Below are 13,609 nucleotides of genomic sequence, written 5' to 3' on the forward strand. Positions count from 1 at the left end.
CCTGCGCCGTTCTACTGTGCATGGGGTTGTTTTCGCATTTTTTGTTTGACGCCCCTGCCTGCCCGATTCCGCGTTGCAGCGAGAGCGCCGTCGTCGTGGTGTTCGCTCATTGACACTCCGTCTCAATTTTTAATGAGCGCAACCGCTGCACACGCGATGCCCTTCTCAGCGCTCGCAGATGTGCTAGCCTTTTTAAGTCTGCCCCTCGGCAGATCCCAAACTTCGCCTCTCGACTAGCAAAACAAAATAAATCGCAGCCCTGGCGGCTGCCTTAGGGGAGTGACGCGATGACATCGATGTTCCATCGATCCGTGTTGGCGCTTGCGGCCGTGGCCCTTCTTGCGGGTACCAGCATTGGCAATGCGCAGGACAAGAGCAAACCGCTCAAGAAATACGAATCCGGCACCAAGGAGTTCTGGACCCATCCGCCGGATGACTGGTTCCTGGGCGACGAGACCGAGGCGCAGAAGGGTCTTGCGCCGCCGTCGGGTCCGCCGACTGGCGCGTCCGATGCCGAGCTCGCCAACATCGTCAAGAAGATCAAGCTGCCGCCGGGCTTCAAGATCGAGGTCTATGCCTCGGGTGTGCTGGCCGCGCGGCAGATGGCCTGGGGTGACAAGGGCACGCTGTTCGTCGGCTCATTCGGCCTCGGCAACGTCTATGCCATCAAGGACAACAACGGAAAGAAGGAGGTCAAGACCGTCCTCAAGGGGCTGAACATGCCCACCGGTCTCGCCTTCAGGGACGGAGCACTTTACGTCATCGCCGTCGACAAGCTGATCCGCTATGACAACGCGGAGGCCAATCTCGACAAGCTCGGCGATGGCAAGGTCGTCTATGACGACATGCCGTCCTATGCCGCGCATGGCTGGAAGTACATCGCGGTCGACAAGGAAGGCTGGTTCTACATTCCGTTCGGACCGCCCTTCAACATCGGCATTCCCCCGACCAGCGTCTCGCAGATCCGGCGCGTCGATCCCAAGACCGGCAACGCCGAGATCTACGCGCTCGGCGTCCGCAACTCGGTCGGCGGTGACGTCGATCCGCGCACCGGAAAATACTGGTTCACCGAGAATGCCCGCGACTGGATCAGCGATGATCTGCCCAGCGACAAGCTGAACATGATCAACAAGATCGGCGAGCATTTCGGCTATCCCTACTGCCACCAGGGCAATCTGCCCGATGACAAGTTCGCGATGGGCCACAAATGCTCCGAGTTCACGCCGCCGGTGCTGAACCTCGGTGCCCATGTCGCTCCGCTCGGCATGAAGTTCTATACCGGCGACCAGTTCCCCGCCGAGTACAAGAACAACATCTTCATCGCCGAGCACGGCTCCTGGAATCGTCACAAGTATCAGGGCGGCCGCATCATGCGCGTGATCGTCGGGCCTGACGGCAAGAATCCCAAGCAGGAGGTGTTTGCCTCCGGCTGGATCGAGGGCGACCAGGGCTATCTCGGCCGTCCCGACGACATCATCCTCGCCAAGGACGGTTCGATCCTCGTCGCTGACGACTGGGCCGGCGCGATCTATCGCATCAGCTACAGCAAGAAGTAGCACGCACGCGACAAGAGGCTGCGACCGGGTAACGACCGCAGCCTCTTTTTCTTGTGACATACCTGCGATGGAACACCTCCGTCATGCCCGGACTTGATCCGGGCATCCATCAAACGAGAAACTTTGCAAAAGGGATGGATTGCCGGGCCTGCGCCGCGCCGGAGGGGCTTCGGCCCCGCAGGCGGGTCAAACCCGGCAATGACAGCCGGAGAAATCAGCGATGCGAGTCGTTCGGTTCGGACTTCTGCCTGCGGCGCTTCTGCTCGCATCTATCTCCGCTCAGGCAGCCGACAATTCTGCGATCAAGGAGAAGGCCTCCGTCTGCTCCGGCTGCCACGGCGAGAACGGCATTTCGCAAACCGAGAACATTCCCTCGCTGGCCGGTCAGCCCGATCAATTCATCCAGTGGCAGCTCGTGTTCTTCCGCGCCGGCTCGCGCAAGAACGACCAGATGAAACCGATCGCCGAGGAGATCACCAACGAGGACATCCGCAATTTCGGCGCCTATTTCTCGCAAATGACGCCGCCGAAGGGACCGGAAGACGGGGATCCGGACCTGTCGAAGAAGGGGGCTCAAGTTGCCGCCGGACGTCGCTGTGCCTCATGCCACACGGACAGTTTTGCCGGCACCAAGGCCGTGGCGCGGCTCGCCGGGCAACGTGAGGAATATCTGGTCAAGGCGCTGCACGACTACAAGGCGGGTCAGCGCGTCGGCGGCGGCGTCGCTGCGATGGCCGATGTCGCCTATCGCATGAGCGATGAGGAAATCACGGCGGTCTCGCACTATCTGGCGCATCTGAAATAGCGCGCGGCTGTTGCTGCAAACTCGGTGTCGTCCCGGACAAGCGCGCTCCAAGCACGCGCAGATCCGGGACGACGTCGGAGAGTGGGATTACCGCCTACCCCGCCCGCTGCTTCTCATACGCCTTCAAATGCGTGTAGGCGATGCGCAGCTTCGGCACCGGCACCTTCGCGGCGTCTGCGCGCGCGATCAGATCGCCGATGACATGATCCGCCTCGACCGGCAGGCCGGCCTTGATGTCGCGGAACATCGAGGCCGTCATCGGCGATCCCTCGGTGGTGAGGTTGCCCTTCACCCGCTCGAAGAACGGGCCACCCGGCGGATAACCCGAGGCGGTGGCAATCGAGCTGGTCTCATCGAGCATGCCGAGCAGGAAATCCCTTCCCCCTGGAGCTGCAAGGATGTTGCCGACAGAGGTGCGCATCAGGCTGGTGGATGCGGCGAGCGAGGAGAGGAACACCCACTTCTCCCACATGTCCTGCATGATGTTCTGGCTGGCGGCGGCGCCGGTGATGCCGCTCTTGAAGGCCTCGTCGATCGCCTTGACGCGGTCCGACAGCTTGCCGTCGCGCTCGCCATAGTTCAGCGACTGCATCGGCTGGAGCTGCACGACCTCACGCTTCTCGTTCAAGGTCGCGGCGATGGCGCAGAGGCCACCGAGCACGTGCTCCTTGCCGAACCTGGCGTCGAGGATGTCGAGATGGCGCATGCCGTTGAGCATGGGGATGACAGCGGTATCAGGACCGACCGCCGCGGCAAACGATTTGATGGCGTCGTCGAGGTCGAACGCCTTGCAGCTCAAGAGCACGACGTCGAACTTGTCCTTGAGCGCATCGGCCTGCACGGTCGGCGGGTTCTTCAGCGTCACATCGCCATTCGGGCTCCTGATGACGAGGCCGGCGCTTGCGAGCTCGCTGGCGCGCTTCGGACGGACCAGGAAGGTGACGTCACGACCGGCCTGCAACAGCCTGCCACCAAAATAGCCGCCGATGGCGCCGGCGCCGACCACGAGGATACGCATGGGATGCTCCATTATTGCTCTTGGCGGCTACTTATAATCGGCATTGCGCGCGAAGCGAAGCAATCCGAAGCGTTGCCGCAATCACATTCTGTCGCCGGGCATGAGCGCCTACGTCCCGAGCACCATCTCCTCGACCTCGCGGAGCTGCTCCTTGCCGAAGAACATCTCGTTGCCGACGAAGAAGGTCGGCGAGCCGAACGCGCCGCGGACGACGGCGTCCTCGGTATTCTTGATCAGCCTGGCCTTCACCTCGGGTTCCTGGCTGCGAGCAAACAGCTTCTGTGCATCGAGTCCGGAGGACGTAAGCGCCCTGGCCGCGACGTCAGGATCGTCCATCTTCTTCGGCTCGCGCCACATGTGGTGGAAGGCGGCCTCGACATATGTCTCGAATACACCCTCGGCTTGCGCCGCAATCGCCATGCGCATCAGGTTCAGCGTGTTGACGGGGAAATGCGGATTCCAGACATAGGGCTGGACATGAAAGCGCTTGATGAATCGCTCGGTCTCCACCTGCTGGAATTCGCGCTTGTTCTTGACGCCCGCGAGGGTCTCGGCCGGCGATTTGTTGTTGGTCGATTTGAAGATGCCGCCGAGCAGGATCGGGACGTATTCGAACTTGACGCCGATGCGCTGCTCGATCGCGGGAATCGCCAGATGGCTGAGATAGGCGTTCGGGCTGCCGAAATCGAACAGGAACTGCGGGGCTGTGCGGGTCAAACTCGTTCTCCCTGAGGACGCTTTTCACCCATTGTGGCGCAGCGTGCCCCGCAGGTCCACCGTTTAATGATGGTCATAATACTTTGAGCGTCAGACCAGGCGCTGGATGGCCCGCTTGCGCCACACCAAGAGGTAATAGCCCATCTGCAAAACGAACATGGCGCAGAACACGATGGGATAGGCGGCCCACACGCCCGCGAGGCCAATCGTGCGGCTCAGGATCACCGCGGCGGGCAGCTCGATCGCGACAATCGCGAAGATCGAGAGCAGCATCGGCGTCAACGCGACGCCGGCGGCACGCATGGCGCCCGAAAACACCGTGGCGAGGCCGAACGGCACCGAGCTCCACAATGCGATGAAGAGCAGCCCTTTCGCCAGATCGAGCACGGTGCCATCGGTGATGAAGATGCCGAGCACGGCGCGCGGCGCGAGGTAGATCAGCGCCACCAGCCCGCCAGTCAGAACGAGGTTGAAGGCGAGGCCGGTGCGCACGATGCCGTCGAGCCGGGCTCTGTCGCCGCTGCCGACCGCCTGCGCACCGAGGATCGACACCGCGATCGAAATCGACATCGCCGTGAACTGCGTATAGCCCATCACCTGGTTCACGGCGCCGTAAGCCGCGGTGGCATCCGATCCAAAGCCGTTGACGAGTCCGAGCAGGACCAGCTCTGCGATGGCCATCACGACCATGCCGACGGCACTCGGCAATCCGATGGCGAGGATCTTTCCCAGCATCACACCGTTGAGCCGGAGGTGACGCAGCAGCGCCGCGTCCGGTGCCAACGCGTGCTTCTTCCGCAGCAGATAAAGGGCCAGCGCGATCAGCGTGAGCGCGTTCGAGATCGCTGCCGCCCAGGCCGGACTGGTGATGCCGGCGGCCGGGAATCCGAACGATCCGCGGATCAGCATCGGCGTCAGGACCAGACCTATCGCGGTCGACAAGGCCAGCGCCAGCAATGGCGTCAGCGCGTCGCCGACGCCACGGATCATCGCCGTCATCAGCAGGAAGACGAAGCCGAGCGGCATGGTGAGCAGCATGATGCGCGCATAGGCGCTGGCCTGATCGAGGATGTCCGCGGGCGTCGCAAGCGCCATCATCAGCTGACGGCTGAAGAGGCCGCCGATCAGCGCAACCGAGACGGACAGCAACAGGCCGATCGCAAGCGTCGTGCCCGCGATGAGTTTGATCTTGTCGTGCTCGCGCGCGCCGAAGGCCTGACCGATCAATACGGTCGCGCCGGTGCTGAGGCCCATGACGAAGGCGAACAGAAAGAACATCACCGGGAAGAACACCGAGACGGCCGCCAGCGCGTCGACACCGATCATCTGGCCGAGATAGACGTTGCTGACGGTGCCGAACAGCGATTGCAGCGCGTTGCTCAGCATCAAGGGCGCGAGGAAGCGCAAAAATGTCTTCCAGAGCGGCTTGGCGGCGGACATGGTGGGGCCTTTCATCAGGGCGTGCGACGCCGTTGCCGCGCTAAGCGCGCGGCTTGGGCCGTCGATGGGATTGTGAAGAGCGCCGCGCGGTTTACGCGCGGTCGCTATAGGCGAGCTTGACGATGTGGTCGCGGATGTCGGCGGGCCAGTCCGCGATCAGCCCGGTGAAGCGTCGCCGATCATCCGCGAACAGGGCGCGCGAAGCTTCCTCGAACTGCGGCAGGTTGCCTGCCATGGTCGACATGAAGTGGTAGGCCGCATCGCGTGCCTGCCGCTCTCGGTCCTTGTCGCCGCTGGCGCGCCTCGCCTCATCCACGAGCTTGCGCAGCGCGACCGAGGCGCCGCCCGGCTGCGCGCCAAGCCACTCCCAGTGCCGCGGCAACAGAGTCACCTCGCGCGCGACCACGCCGAGCTTCGGCCGGCCGCGTCCGCGCGGCTCGTTCGGCGGTGCGGTCTCCGCGACCGGGGGCGGGACAAGCTTCGCCAGCCGCACCAGCACCTCGCGGTCCCCGCCGCGCAGATCGAAGTCGATCGATCGGCCCGTGGCGTCCTCGAAGATGAGGATGGGCTCGTCCGGCCGTTGCGCCACCCGCTTGACGACCAGCGCGACCTCGCCGGCCGGCCCGGAGACCAGACGGCGCGGGCCCTGGAAGGCGGTGAAAATCTTCTGCATCGGAGTCATTGCCATTTTGACGAAGTCGGGCCTTTAATACCCGGGTAAATTCAAAACGTCAATATACCCGGATAAAAATATCCGCGTCAAAGGCTCGACATTGGGTCCCCGGGCTGGCAGGTACGCGGCCGACCGACCACGCCTGGCCTTCTGGGGATCTGCCGATGCTGACCGTTCACCACCTCAACAATTCCCGTTCGCAGCGTGTGCTGTGGCTGCTCGAGGAGCTCGGCGTTCCCTATGAGATCGTGCGCTATCAGCGCCAGCCGGACATGCGGGCGCCGAAGGAGCTGCGCGCCATCCATCCGCTCGGCAAGTCCCCCGTCATCACCGACAACGGCAACACCATCGCGGAGTCGGGCGCGATCATCGAATATCTCGTCGCAACCTACGGCAACGGCCGGCTGATCCCGCCGCCGAACACGCCGGAGCGGCTGCGCTTCACCTATTGGCTGCACTACGCCGAGGGGTCTGCGATGCAGCCGCTGCTGCTGAAGCTGCTGTTCACGCTGATGCCGAAGCGCGCGCCGGCGCTGCTGCGTCCGTTGGTGCGCAAGGTCTCGAACCAGGCGTTGACCACGCTGGTCAATCCGCAGCTCAAGCAGCACATGGACTACTGGGAAGGCGAGCTTGCGAAGAGCGAGTGGTTCGCCGGCAACGAGTTCACCGCGGCCGACATCCAGATGAGCTTCCCGCTGGAAGCTGCGCAAGCGCGCGGCGGGCTCGAGCAGGGTCATCCCAAGGCGATGGCGTTCCTCGAGCGCATCCACGCGCGGCCGGCCTATGCCCGCGCGCTGGAAAAGGGCGGGCCGTACCAGGTGGGGCGGTAAGTCGTTTGCACCGTCATTCCGGGATGGTCCGAAGGACCAGACCTCAGCTGCGCAATTGCGCACCGGAGAATCTCGAGATCCCGGGTTCGGCTCTGCGAGCCGGCCCCGGGATGACTTGACCGCTAGTGTGGATGCAGCACGCGCCCGCGCGTCTCCGGCAGCGCAAAGGCGGCGATGAAGAACAGCGCGTAAGCGACCACCGCGAAGATCGCGATCGCGTTTGCGAGCGACGTTGACGCCGATAGCGCGCCGACGAGGAACGGAAACAGCGCCCCGATCCCGCGGCCGAAATTGTAGCAAAAGCCCTGGCCGGAGCCGCGCAGCCGCGTCGGATAGAGCTCGGTCAGGAACGCGCCGATGCCGGAGAAATAGCCCGAGGCGAAGAAGCCGAGCGGGAAGCCGAGCACCCAGAGGATCTCGTTCGTGAGCGGCAGCTGCGTATAAAGCAGCACCACCGCGATGGCGCCGATCGAGAAGATCAGGAACAGATTGCGCCGCCCGATCCGATCGGCCAGCCAGGCTCCCGTGAGATACCCGATGAAGGAGCCGATGATCAGCGTCGACAGATAGCCGGTCGAGCCGACGATCGACAGATGCCGCTCCTTGGTCAGGAATTGCGGCACCCAGAACGTGACGGCGTAGTAGCCGCCCTGGCAGCCCGTCGCCATCAGCGAGGCCAGGATCGTGGTCTTCAGGATCGGGCCGGAGAAGATTTCCCAGATCGCCGGGCGATCGCCGCTCGCGGCGTGCCTGGCGCGAGCCTCGGCCGCGATCTCCGGCTCGGTGACGGAGCGGCGGATGTAGAACACGAGAAGCGCCGGCAGCGCGCCGATCACGAACATCCAGCGCCACGCCGTCTCAGGCGGCAAAACCGAGAACAGGATCGCCTGCGACAGCACTGCGAGGCCCCAACCGACCGCCCAGCCCGACTGCACCGAGCCGACCGCGCGGCCACGATATTGCGGCCGGATCGCCTCGCCCATCAGCACGGCGCCTGCCGCCCATTCGCCGCCGAAGCCGAGGCCGAGCACGGCGCGTGCGATCAGGAGCTGGTCGAAATTCTGCACGACGGCGCAGACCAGCGAGAAGAACGAGAACCAGACGATGGTGATCTGCAGCGTCCTCACCCGCCCGATATGGTCCGAAAGATAGCCGCCGAGCCAGCCGCCGATCGCGGAGGCGAGCAGCGTCACCGTGCCGGCGAGGCCTGCGGAGGCCGCATCCACCTTCCACAGCGCGATGATGGTGCCGATGACCAGCGGGTAGATCATGAAGTCCATGCCGTCGAGCGCCCAGCCCGCCGCGCAGGCCCAGAACGTCCGTCGCTCGGCGACGTTCATGTCGCGGTAGAAAGCAAGGAGGCTGGTGTCTTCGATCTCGGTGCGTTCGATGCGCTGGTTCGGATCGGTCGTGGTCATCTGCGTTTCCCCGGCAGTTTCTTGGCCGCGGTGGTAGCACGCGTCGCGACGCACGCAAGCCTTGGAGCCATCTTGGAGCTGTCTTGGGGCTATGCGGAGATAGCGCTACTGCCCCGCCGCCTCTGCGCCCCGCGTGCGAAGGTCGGGCGCGCCGAGCGGCCCGTTGGCCGTCACGAGAATTGAATTGGCCGACGTCTGGCCCATCGGTTCGACGATGAGATGGCCCATCGCCTTCAGCTCCTTCAGAACATCGCTGGGAAACCCGTTCTCGACACGCACCTCGTCCGGCAGCCATTGGTGGTGCAGCCGCGGCGCCCCGACAGCTGCGGCGACGTCCATCTTGTAGTCGAGGACGTTCACGATCACCTGGAGTACCGTCGAGATGATGCGGCTGCCGCCGGGCGAGCCCGTCACCAGCACGGGTTTGCCGTCCTTCAGCACGATGGTCGGCGACATCGACGACAGCGGACGTTTGCCGGGCCCGGGCAGATTGGCCTCGAAACCGACGAGGCCATAGGCATTGGAGGCGCCGACGGCGGCGGTGAAATCGTCGAGCTCGTTGTTGAGCAGCACGCCGGTGCCATCGGCAACGAGGCCGACGCCGTAGCTGAAGTTCAGCGTATAAGTGTTGCTGACGGCATTGCCGCGGGAATCGACGACGGAGAAATGCGTGGTGTTGCTGCCCTCGCGTGGCGAGGGAACGGCGGAAACCAGCTCATTCGATGGTGTGGCGCGTTCGGCAGAGATACCGGAGCGCATCTTGGCGGCGTAGTCCTTCGCCGTCAGCGTTTCGATCGGCGCGTTGACGAAGGCGGGATCGCCGAGATAGCGCGCGCGATCCGCATAGGCGCGCTTCATGGCCTCGATCAGGAGATGCAGCGACGCCGGCGAACCCTGCTTCAGATCGGCGAGCTGAAATCCCTCGAGGATGTTGAGCGTCTCCACCAGCACGATGCCCCCGGACGAGGGCAGCGGCATCGACACGATGTCGTAGCCCCGATAGGTGCCGCGCACCGGCGCACGCATCACGGGCTGATAGGCCTTCAAATCGGCCGACGTCATGATGCCACCCGCATCAGCCACGGCCTTCGCGAGCCTTTCCGCAACCGGCCCTTCATAGAAGCCGCGTGGCCCCTGTGCAGCGACAGCCGACAGCGTCTCGGCGAGATCAGCCTGCACCAGCCGGTCGCCTTCGCCGACCGGCGTGCCATCGGGCCGCGAGAAGATCTTGGCCGAAGAAGGCCAGCGTGCCAGCCGCCGGTGCCAGTCCGGCAGCGTATCCGCAATGTCGTCGCTGACGACGAAGCCCTCGCGGGCGAGTTCGACCGCAGGCTCGAGCAATTGTGCCAGCGTGAACCGGCCCGAACCGTATTTCTCGAGCGCCAGAGCAAGTCCCGCGACCGTGCCGGGCACGCCGACACCAAGCGCGGAATCCCGCGACTTCGCCATATCAGGCTTGCCGTCGGCGCCGAGGAAGATCTGCGGCGTCGTCGCTGCCGGCGCCGTCTCGCGGTAGTCGATCGTGACGTCTTCATTGCGGTCGGCGGAATGGATCACCATGAAGCCACCACCGCCGATATTGCCGGCGCGCGGATAGGTTACGGCCATCGCAAAGCCTGTCGCGACAGCAGCATCGACTGCATTGCCGCCGCGCCGCAGAACGTCGGCGCCTACCTGTGCGGAGATTCTCTCCTGCGCCACCACCATGCCATGTTCGGCCGCGACGGCGCGCACGGTGTCGCGGGCGGGCGGAACATAACCCCGCCGCGCATCCTGAGCGGCCGCAGGCGCGAGACCAAACGCCAGAGTGGCTATGACGGCGAAAACTGTCCGCCGAGTCGGATATGACGACATTATCAAATTTCCGCGGTGGCTTCGGACCAGTACACACGCCTCGCGGCGATGCTATACGGTTTGCCCCGAGAGAGGCAAAACTGTTCGTGATGAGGACTGCGTGATGACGACGATCGCCCCCGATGCGCGCATGGCCGGCGCGCCGCGGACTTATCCGCCGCGCGCCGCCGTCGTCGGCTGGATCTTCTTCGATTGGGCCGCGCAGCCCTATTTCACGCTGATCACGACCTTCGTGTTCGCGCCCTATTTCGCCACCAGCGTTGCGCCCAATCCCGCCGCCGGCCAATCGCTGTGGGGATTTGCGATGGCGGCCGCAGGCCTTGCGATCGCACTGATGTCGCCGGTGCTCGGCGCCATCGCGGATGCTTCGGGCCGCCGGAAACCATGGATTGCGGGATTCGGCGCGGTGCTGGTGCTGGCTTCGTGCACGCTGTGGATCGGCAAGCCCGGCGATCAGGCCATCATTCCACCGCTGCTCACCGCGGTGGCTCTCGCCAGCATCGGCGCGGAGTTCGCCACCGTCTTCAATAATGCGATGATGCCGACGCTGGTGCCGCCGGAGCGGATCGGTCGGCTTTCCGGCACCGGTTGGGCCACGGGTTACATCGGCGGCATCGTCAGCCTGATCATCGTGCTCGGCTTCCTCGCTGCAAATCCCGAGACCGGCCGTACGCTGCTCGGCCTTACGCCGCTGTTCGGGCTCGATCCGGTCAGTCATCAGGGCGATCGGATCGTCGGACCGCTGACCGGGGTGTGGTTCGTGATCTTCGTGACGCCGCTGTTCCTGTTCACGCCCGATTATCCGGCAAAGCACCCGCTGCGCGAAGCGCTGCACGAAGGATTGTCGGAGCTGAAGCAATCGATCCGAAGCCTGCCGAAGCAGAAGTCGCTCGCGGCGTTCCTGCTCGCCAACATGATCTACACCGACGGTCTGGTGTCGCTGTTCGCCTTCGGCGGTATCTATGCCGCGGGCACCTTCGGCTGGCACACCATCCAGATCGGCACCTTCGGCATCATGCTCGCGATCACCGGTACGTTCGGCGCCTGGCTCGGCGGCAAGCTCGACGATCGTCTCGGTCCGAAGCGAGTCATCGCCGGCAGCATGCTGCTGCTGCTATTATCCGTGGCGGCGATCCTTCTCGTCGACAAGGACAGCGTGTTGTTCGTGAAGGTCACACCGCCCATGCCGGGCGCGCCGCTGTTCTCGAGCGCGGCTGAGCGCGCCTATCTCGTGCTGGGCTGTCTGATCGGCGCGGCCGGTGGCCCGCTGCAGGCCGCCTCACGCACGCTGCTGATCCGTCTCGCACCGAAGGATCGCATTGCGCAGTATTTCGGCCTGTTCGCGCTGACCGGAAAGGTGACCTCCTTCATCGGCCCGCTCCTGATCGGCGTGATTACCGCGGCAACGGCGAGCCAGAAGGCCGGCATGGCCGTGCTGGTGGTGTTCTTCGTCGCGGGATTGGGGCTGTTGATGCGGGTGAAAGAGTAGCATCGCAGCCGTCATTCCGGGGCATCGCGGAGCGATGAACCCGGAATCTAGAGGCTGTCGCGCGAGATTCCGGGTTCGCGCTGCGCGCGCCCCGGAATGACGGCAAAATCAATGCCTGAAGTGCCGCGTGCCCGTGAGCACCATGGCGATGCCGTGATCGTCGGCGGCCTTGATCACCTCGTCGTCGCGCATCGAGCCGCCGGGCTGCACCACGGCGGTGGCGCCGGCTTCGATGCAGGCGAGCATGCCGTCGGCGAACGGGAAGAACGCGTCCGAGGCCACCACCGAGCCCTTGGTGAGCGGCTCGGCGAGCTTCAGCTCAGCTGCCGCATCCTGCGCCTTGCGTGCGGCGATCCGCGCCGAATCGACCCGGCTCATCTGGCCGGCGCCGATGCCGACGGTGGCGAGATCCTTGGCGTAGATGATGGTGTTGGACTTGACGTGCTTGGCCACCCGGAACGCAAACTTGAGGTCGCGCATCTCTGCGTCCGTGGGCGCGCGCTTGGTGACGACCTTGAACGTCATGTCGTCGACCACCGCGTTGTCGCGGCTCTGCACCAGCAGACCGCCGGCGACCGTCTTTGCGGTGAGGCCCGGTGCGCGCGGATCGGGCAGGCTGCCGGCGAGCAGCAGGCGAAGGTTCTTCTTGCCGCCGATGATGGCGATCGCCTCCTCGGTCGCGTCGGGCGCGATGATCACCTCGGTGAAGATTTTGGTGATCTCGCGGGCCGTATCTGCGTCCAGCGGACGGTTCATCGCGATGATGCCGCCGAACGCCGAGGTGGAATCGCAGGCCAGTGCTCTGCGATAGGCTTCGACGAGGTTGGCGCCTTCTGCGACGCCGCAAGGGTTCGCGTGCTTGACGATGACGCAGGCCGCGGTGCGCTTGGCGTCGAACTCGCCGATGCATTCATAGGCCGCATCGGTGTCGTTGATGTTGTTGTAGGAGAGCTCCTTGCCCTGGAGCTGCCGTGCCGTCGAGACGCCCGGGCGCTTGTCAGGGGTGGCGTAGAACGCCGCTTTCTGGTGCGGGTTCTCGCCGTAGCGCAGCGACTGGATCAGCTTGCCGCCGAAAGCGCGGAAGTCGGGCGCGTCGATCTCGAGTTGCCGATTGAACCAGTTCGAGATCGCGGCGTCATAGGCCGCGGTGCGCGCATAGGCCTTCGCGGCAAGCCGCCGGCGCAGCTTCAGCGTGGTCGCGCCGCTGTTGGCGGCGAGCTCGTCGAGCACAGCCTTGTAGTCATCTGCCTCGACCACGACGGCGACGTCGTCATGGTTCTTCGCGGCGGCGCGGATCATCGCGGGGCCGCCGATGTCGATGTTCTCGATGCAATCCTCGAAGCCCGCGCCTTTGTCGACCGTCGCTTCGAACGGATAGAGATTGACGACAAGGAGGTCGATCGGCGCGATGCCGTGTGCCTTCATCGCTTCCGCATGTTCCTTGTTGTCGCGGATCGCGAGCAGGCCGCCATGCACCTTCGGATGCAGCGTCTTGACGCGGCCGTCCATCATCTCGGGGAATCCGGTGAGGTCGGAAACGTCCTTCACCTTGAGGCCGGCCGCGGCGATCGATTTCGCGGTGCCGCCGGTCGAGACAAGTTCGACATCATGGGCGGCCAGCGCCTTGGCGAATTCGATCAGGCCGGTCTTGTCGGAAACGGAAATCAGGGCGCGGGTGACGCGGCGGGGATGGTCAGTCATGAGCAAGATCCTCTGTCTTAAGGAGTGTCTATGCCCAGGCGCGCGGCAGATATGTGTCGCGCTTCCCGATGGTGCTCCATCCAAGGTCGCCAGTCGCGCGAACGAGGG

Annotated in this window: 11 protein-coding genes and 1 riboswitch; of the genes, 4 read left to right on the top strand and 7 right to left on the bottom strand. The window is 64.5% G+C overall.

What is annotated here, in order from left to right; translation table 11 throughout:
- Positions 1–287 precede the first annotated feature (287 nt).
- Positions 288–1,556 carry a PQQ-dependent sugar dehydrogenase gene (locus UNPF46_RS16920; RefSeq protein WP_142250749.1) on the top strand — a complete coding sequence of 423 codons (1,269 nt, stop codon included), beginning with the start codon at positions 288–290 and terminating at the stop codon, positions 1,554–1,556.
- 220 nt (positions 1,557–1,776) lie between these two features.
- Positions 1,777–2,361, top strand: a complete 585-nt coding sequence (locus tag UNPF46_RS16925) for a c-type cytochrome (protein WP_142250750.1) — start codon at positions 1,777–1,779, stop codon at positions 2,359–2,361.
- 94 nt (positions 2,362–2,455) lie between these two features.
- Here the strand turns inward: UNPF46_RS16925 and panE are convergent, their stop codons facing one another.
- The 4 genes from panE to UNPF46_RS16945 all read right to left on the bottom strand — a co-directional run bounded on the left by panE (position 2,456) and on the right by UNPF46_RS16945 (position 6,224).
- The gene (gene panE, locus UNPF46_RS16930) at positions 2,456–3,379 is read right to left on the bottom strand and encodes a 2-dehydropantoate 2-reductase (protein ID WP_142250751.1); all 924 of its coding nucleotides are present in this window, start codon (positions 3,377–3,379) and stop codon (positions 2,456–2,458) included.
- Positions 3,380–3,487: 108 nt separating this feature from the next.
- A complete protein-coding gene (locus UNPF46_RS16935; RefSeq protein ID WP_100175308.1) occupies positions 3,488–4,096 on the bottom strand; it encodes a 2-hydroxychromene-2-carboxylate isomerase in 609 nt (202 codons plus the stop codon).
- Between the two features lie 90 nt (positions 4,097–4,186).
- Positions 4,187–5,551, bottom strand: a complete 1,365-nt coding sequence (locus UNPF46_RS16940; RefSeq protein ID WP_142250752.1) for an MATE family efflux transporter — start codon at positions 5,549–5,551, stop codon at positions 4,187–4,189.
- Between the two features lie 76 nt (positions 5,552–5,627).
- Positions 5,628–6,224, bottom strand: a complete 597-nt coding sequence (locus UNPF46_RS16945; protein WP_142250753.1) for a DUF2239 family protein — start codon at positions 6,222–6,224, stop codon at positions 5,628–5,630.
- Positions 6,225–6,373: 149 nt separating this feature from the next.
- Here UNPF46_RS16945 and UNPF46_RS16950 point away from each other — a divergent pair, with 149 nt between their 5' ends.
- Positions 6,374–7,039, top strand: a complete 666-nt coding sequence (locus UNPF46_RS16950; protein ID WP_063198664.1) for a glutathione S-transferase family protein — start codon at positions 6,374–6,376, stop codon at positions 7,037–7,039.
- Between the two features lie 122 nt (positions 7,040–7,161).
- Here the strand turns inward: UNPF46_RS16950 and UNPF46_RS16955 are convergent, their stop codons facing one another.
- Both UNPF46_RS16955 and ggt read right to left on the bottom strand, forming a co-directional pair.
- A complete protein-coding gene (locus UNPF46_RS16955) occupies positions 7,162–8,457 on the bottom strand; it encodes an MFS transporter (RefSeq protein WP_100175311.1) in 1,296 nt (431 codons plus the stop codon).
- Between the two features lie 105 nt (positions 8,458–8,562).
- Positions 8,563–10,311, bottom strand: a complete 1,749-nt coding sequence (gene ggt / locus UNPF46_RS16960; RefSeq protein ID WP_181769972.1) for a gamma-glutamyltransferase — start codon at positions 10,309–10,311, stop codon at positions 8,563–8,565.
- Between the two features lie 103 nt (positions 10,312–10,414).
- On the opposite strand from ggt, the gene UNPF46_RS16965 reads away from it, so the two are divergent.
- A complete protein-coding gene (locus UNPF46_RS16965; protein WP_142250754.1) occupies positions 10,415–11,800 on the top strand; it encodes an MFS transporter in 1,386 nt (461 codons plus the stop codon).
- 108 nt (positions 11,801–11,908) lie between these two features.
- On the opposite strand, the gene purH is transcribed toward UNPF46_RS16965, so the two are convergent.
- Positions 11,909–13,501, bottom strand: a complete 1,593-nt coding sequence (gene purH / locus UNPF46_RS16970) for a bifunctional phosphoribosylaminoimidazolecarboxamide formyltransferase/IMP cyclohydrolase (RefSeq protein WP_142250755.1) — start codon at positions 13,499–13,501, stop codon at positions 11,909–11,911.
- Between the two features lie 25 nt (positions 13,502–13,526).
- A riboswitch (ZMP/ZTP riboswitch) is annotated at positions 13,527–13,608 on the bottom strand.
- Position 13,609: the final 1 nt, after the last annotated feature.

The organism is Bradyrhizobium sp. UNPF46 (genome assembly GCF_006658625.1).
GTDB lineage: Bacteria > Pseudomonadota > Alphaproteobacteria > Rhizobiales > Xanthobacteraceae > Bradyrhizobium > Bradyrhizobium nitroreducens.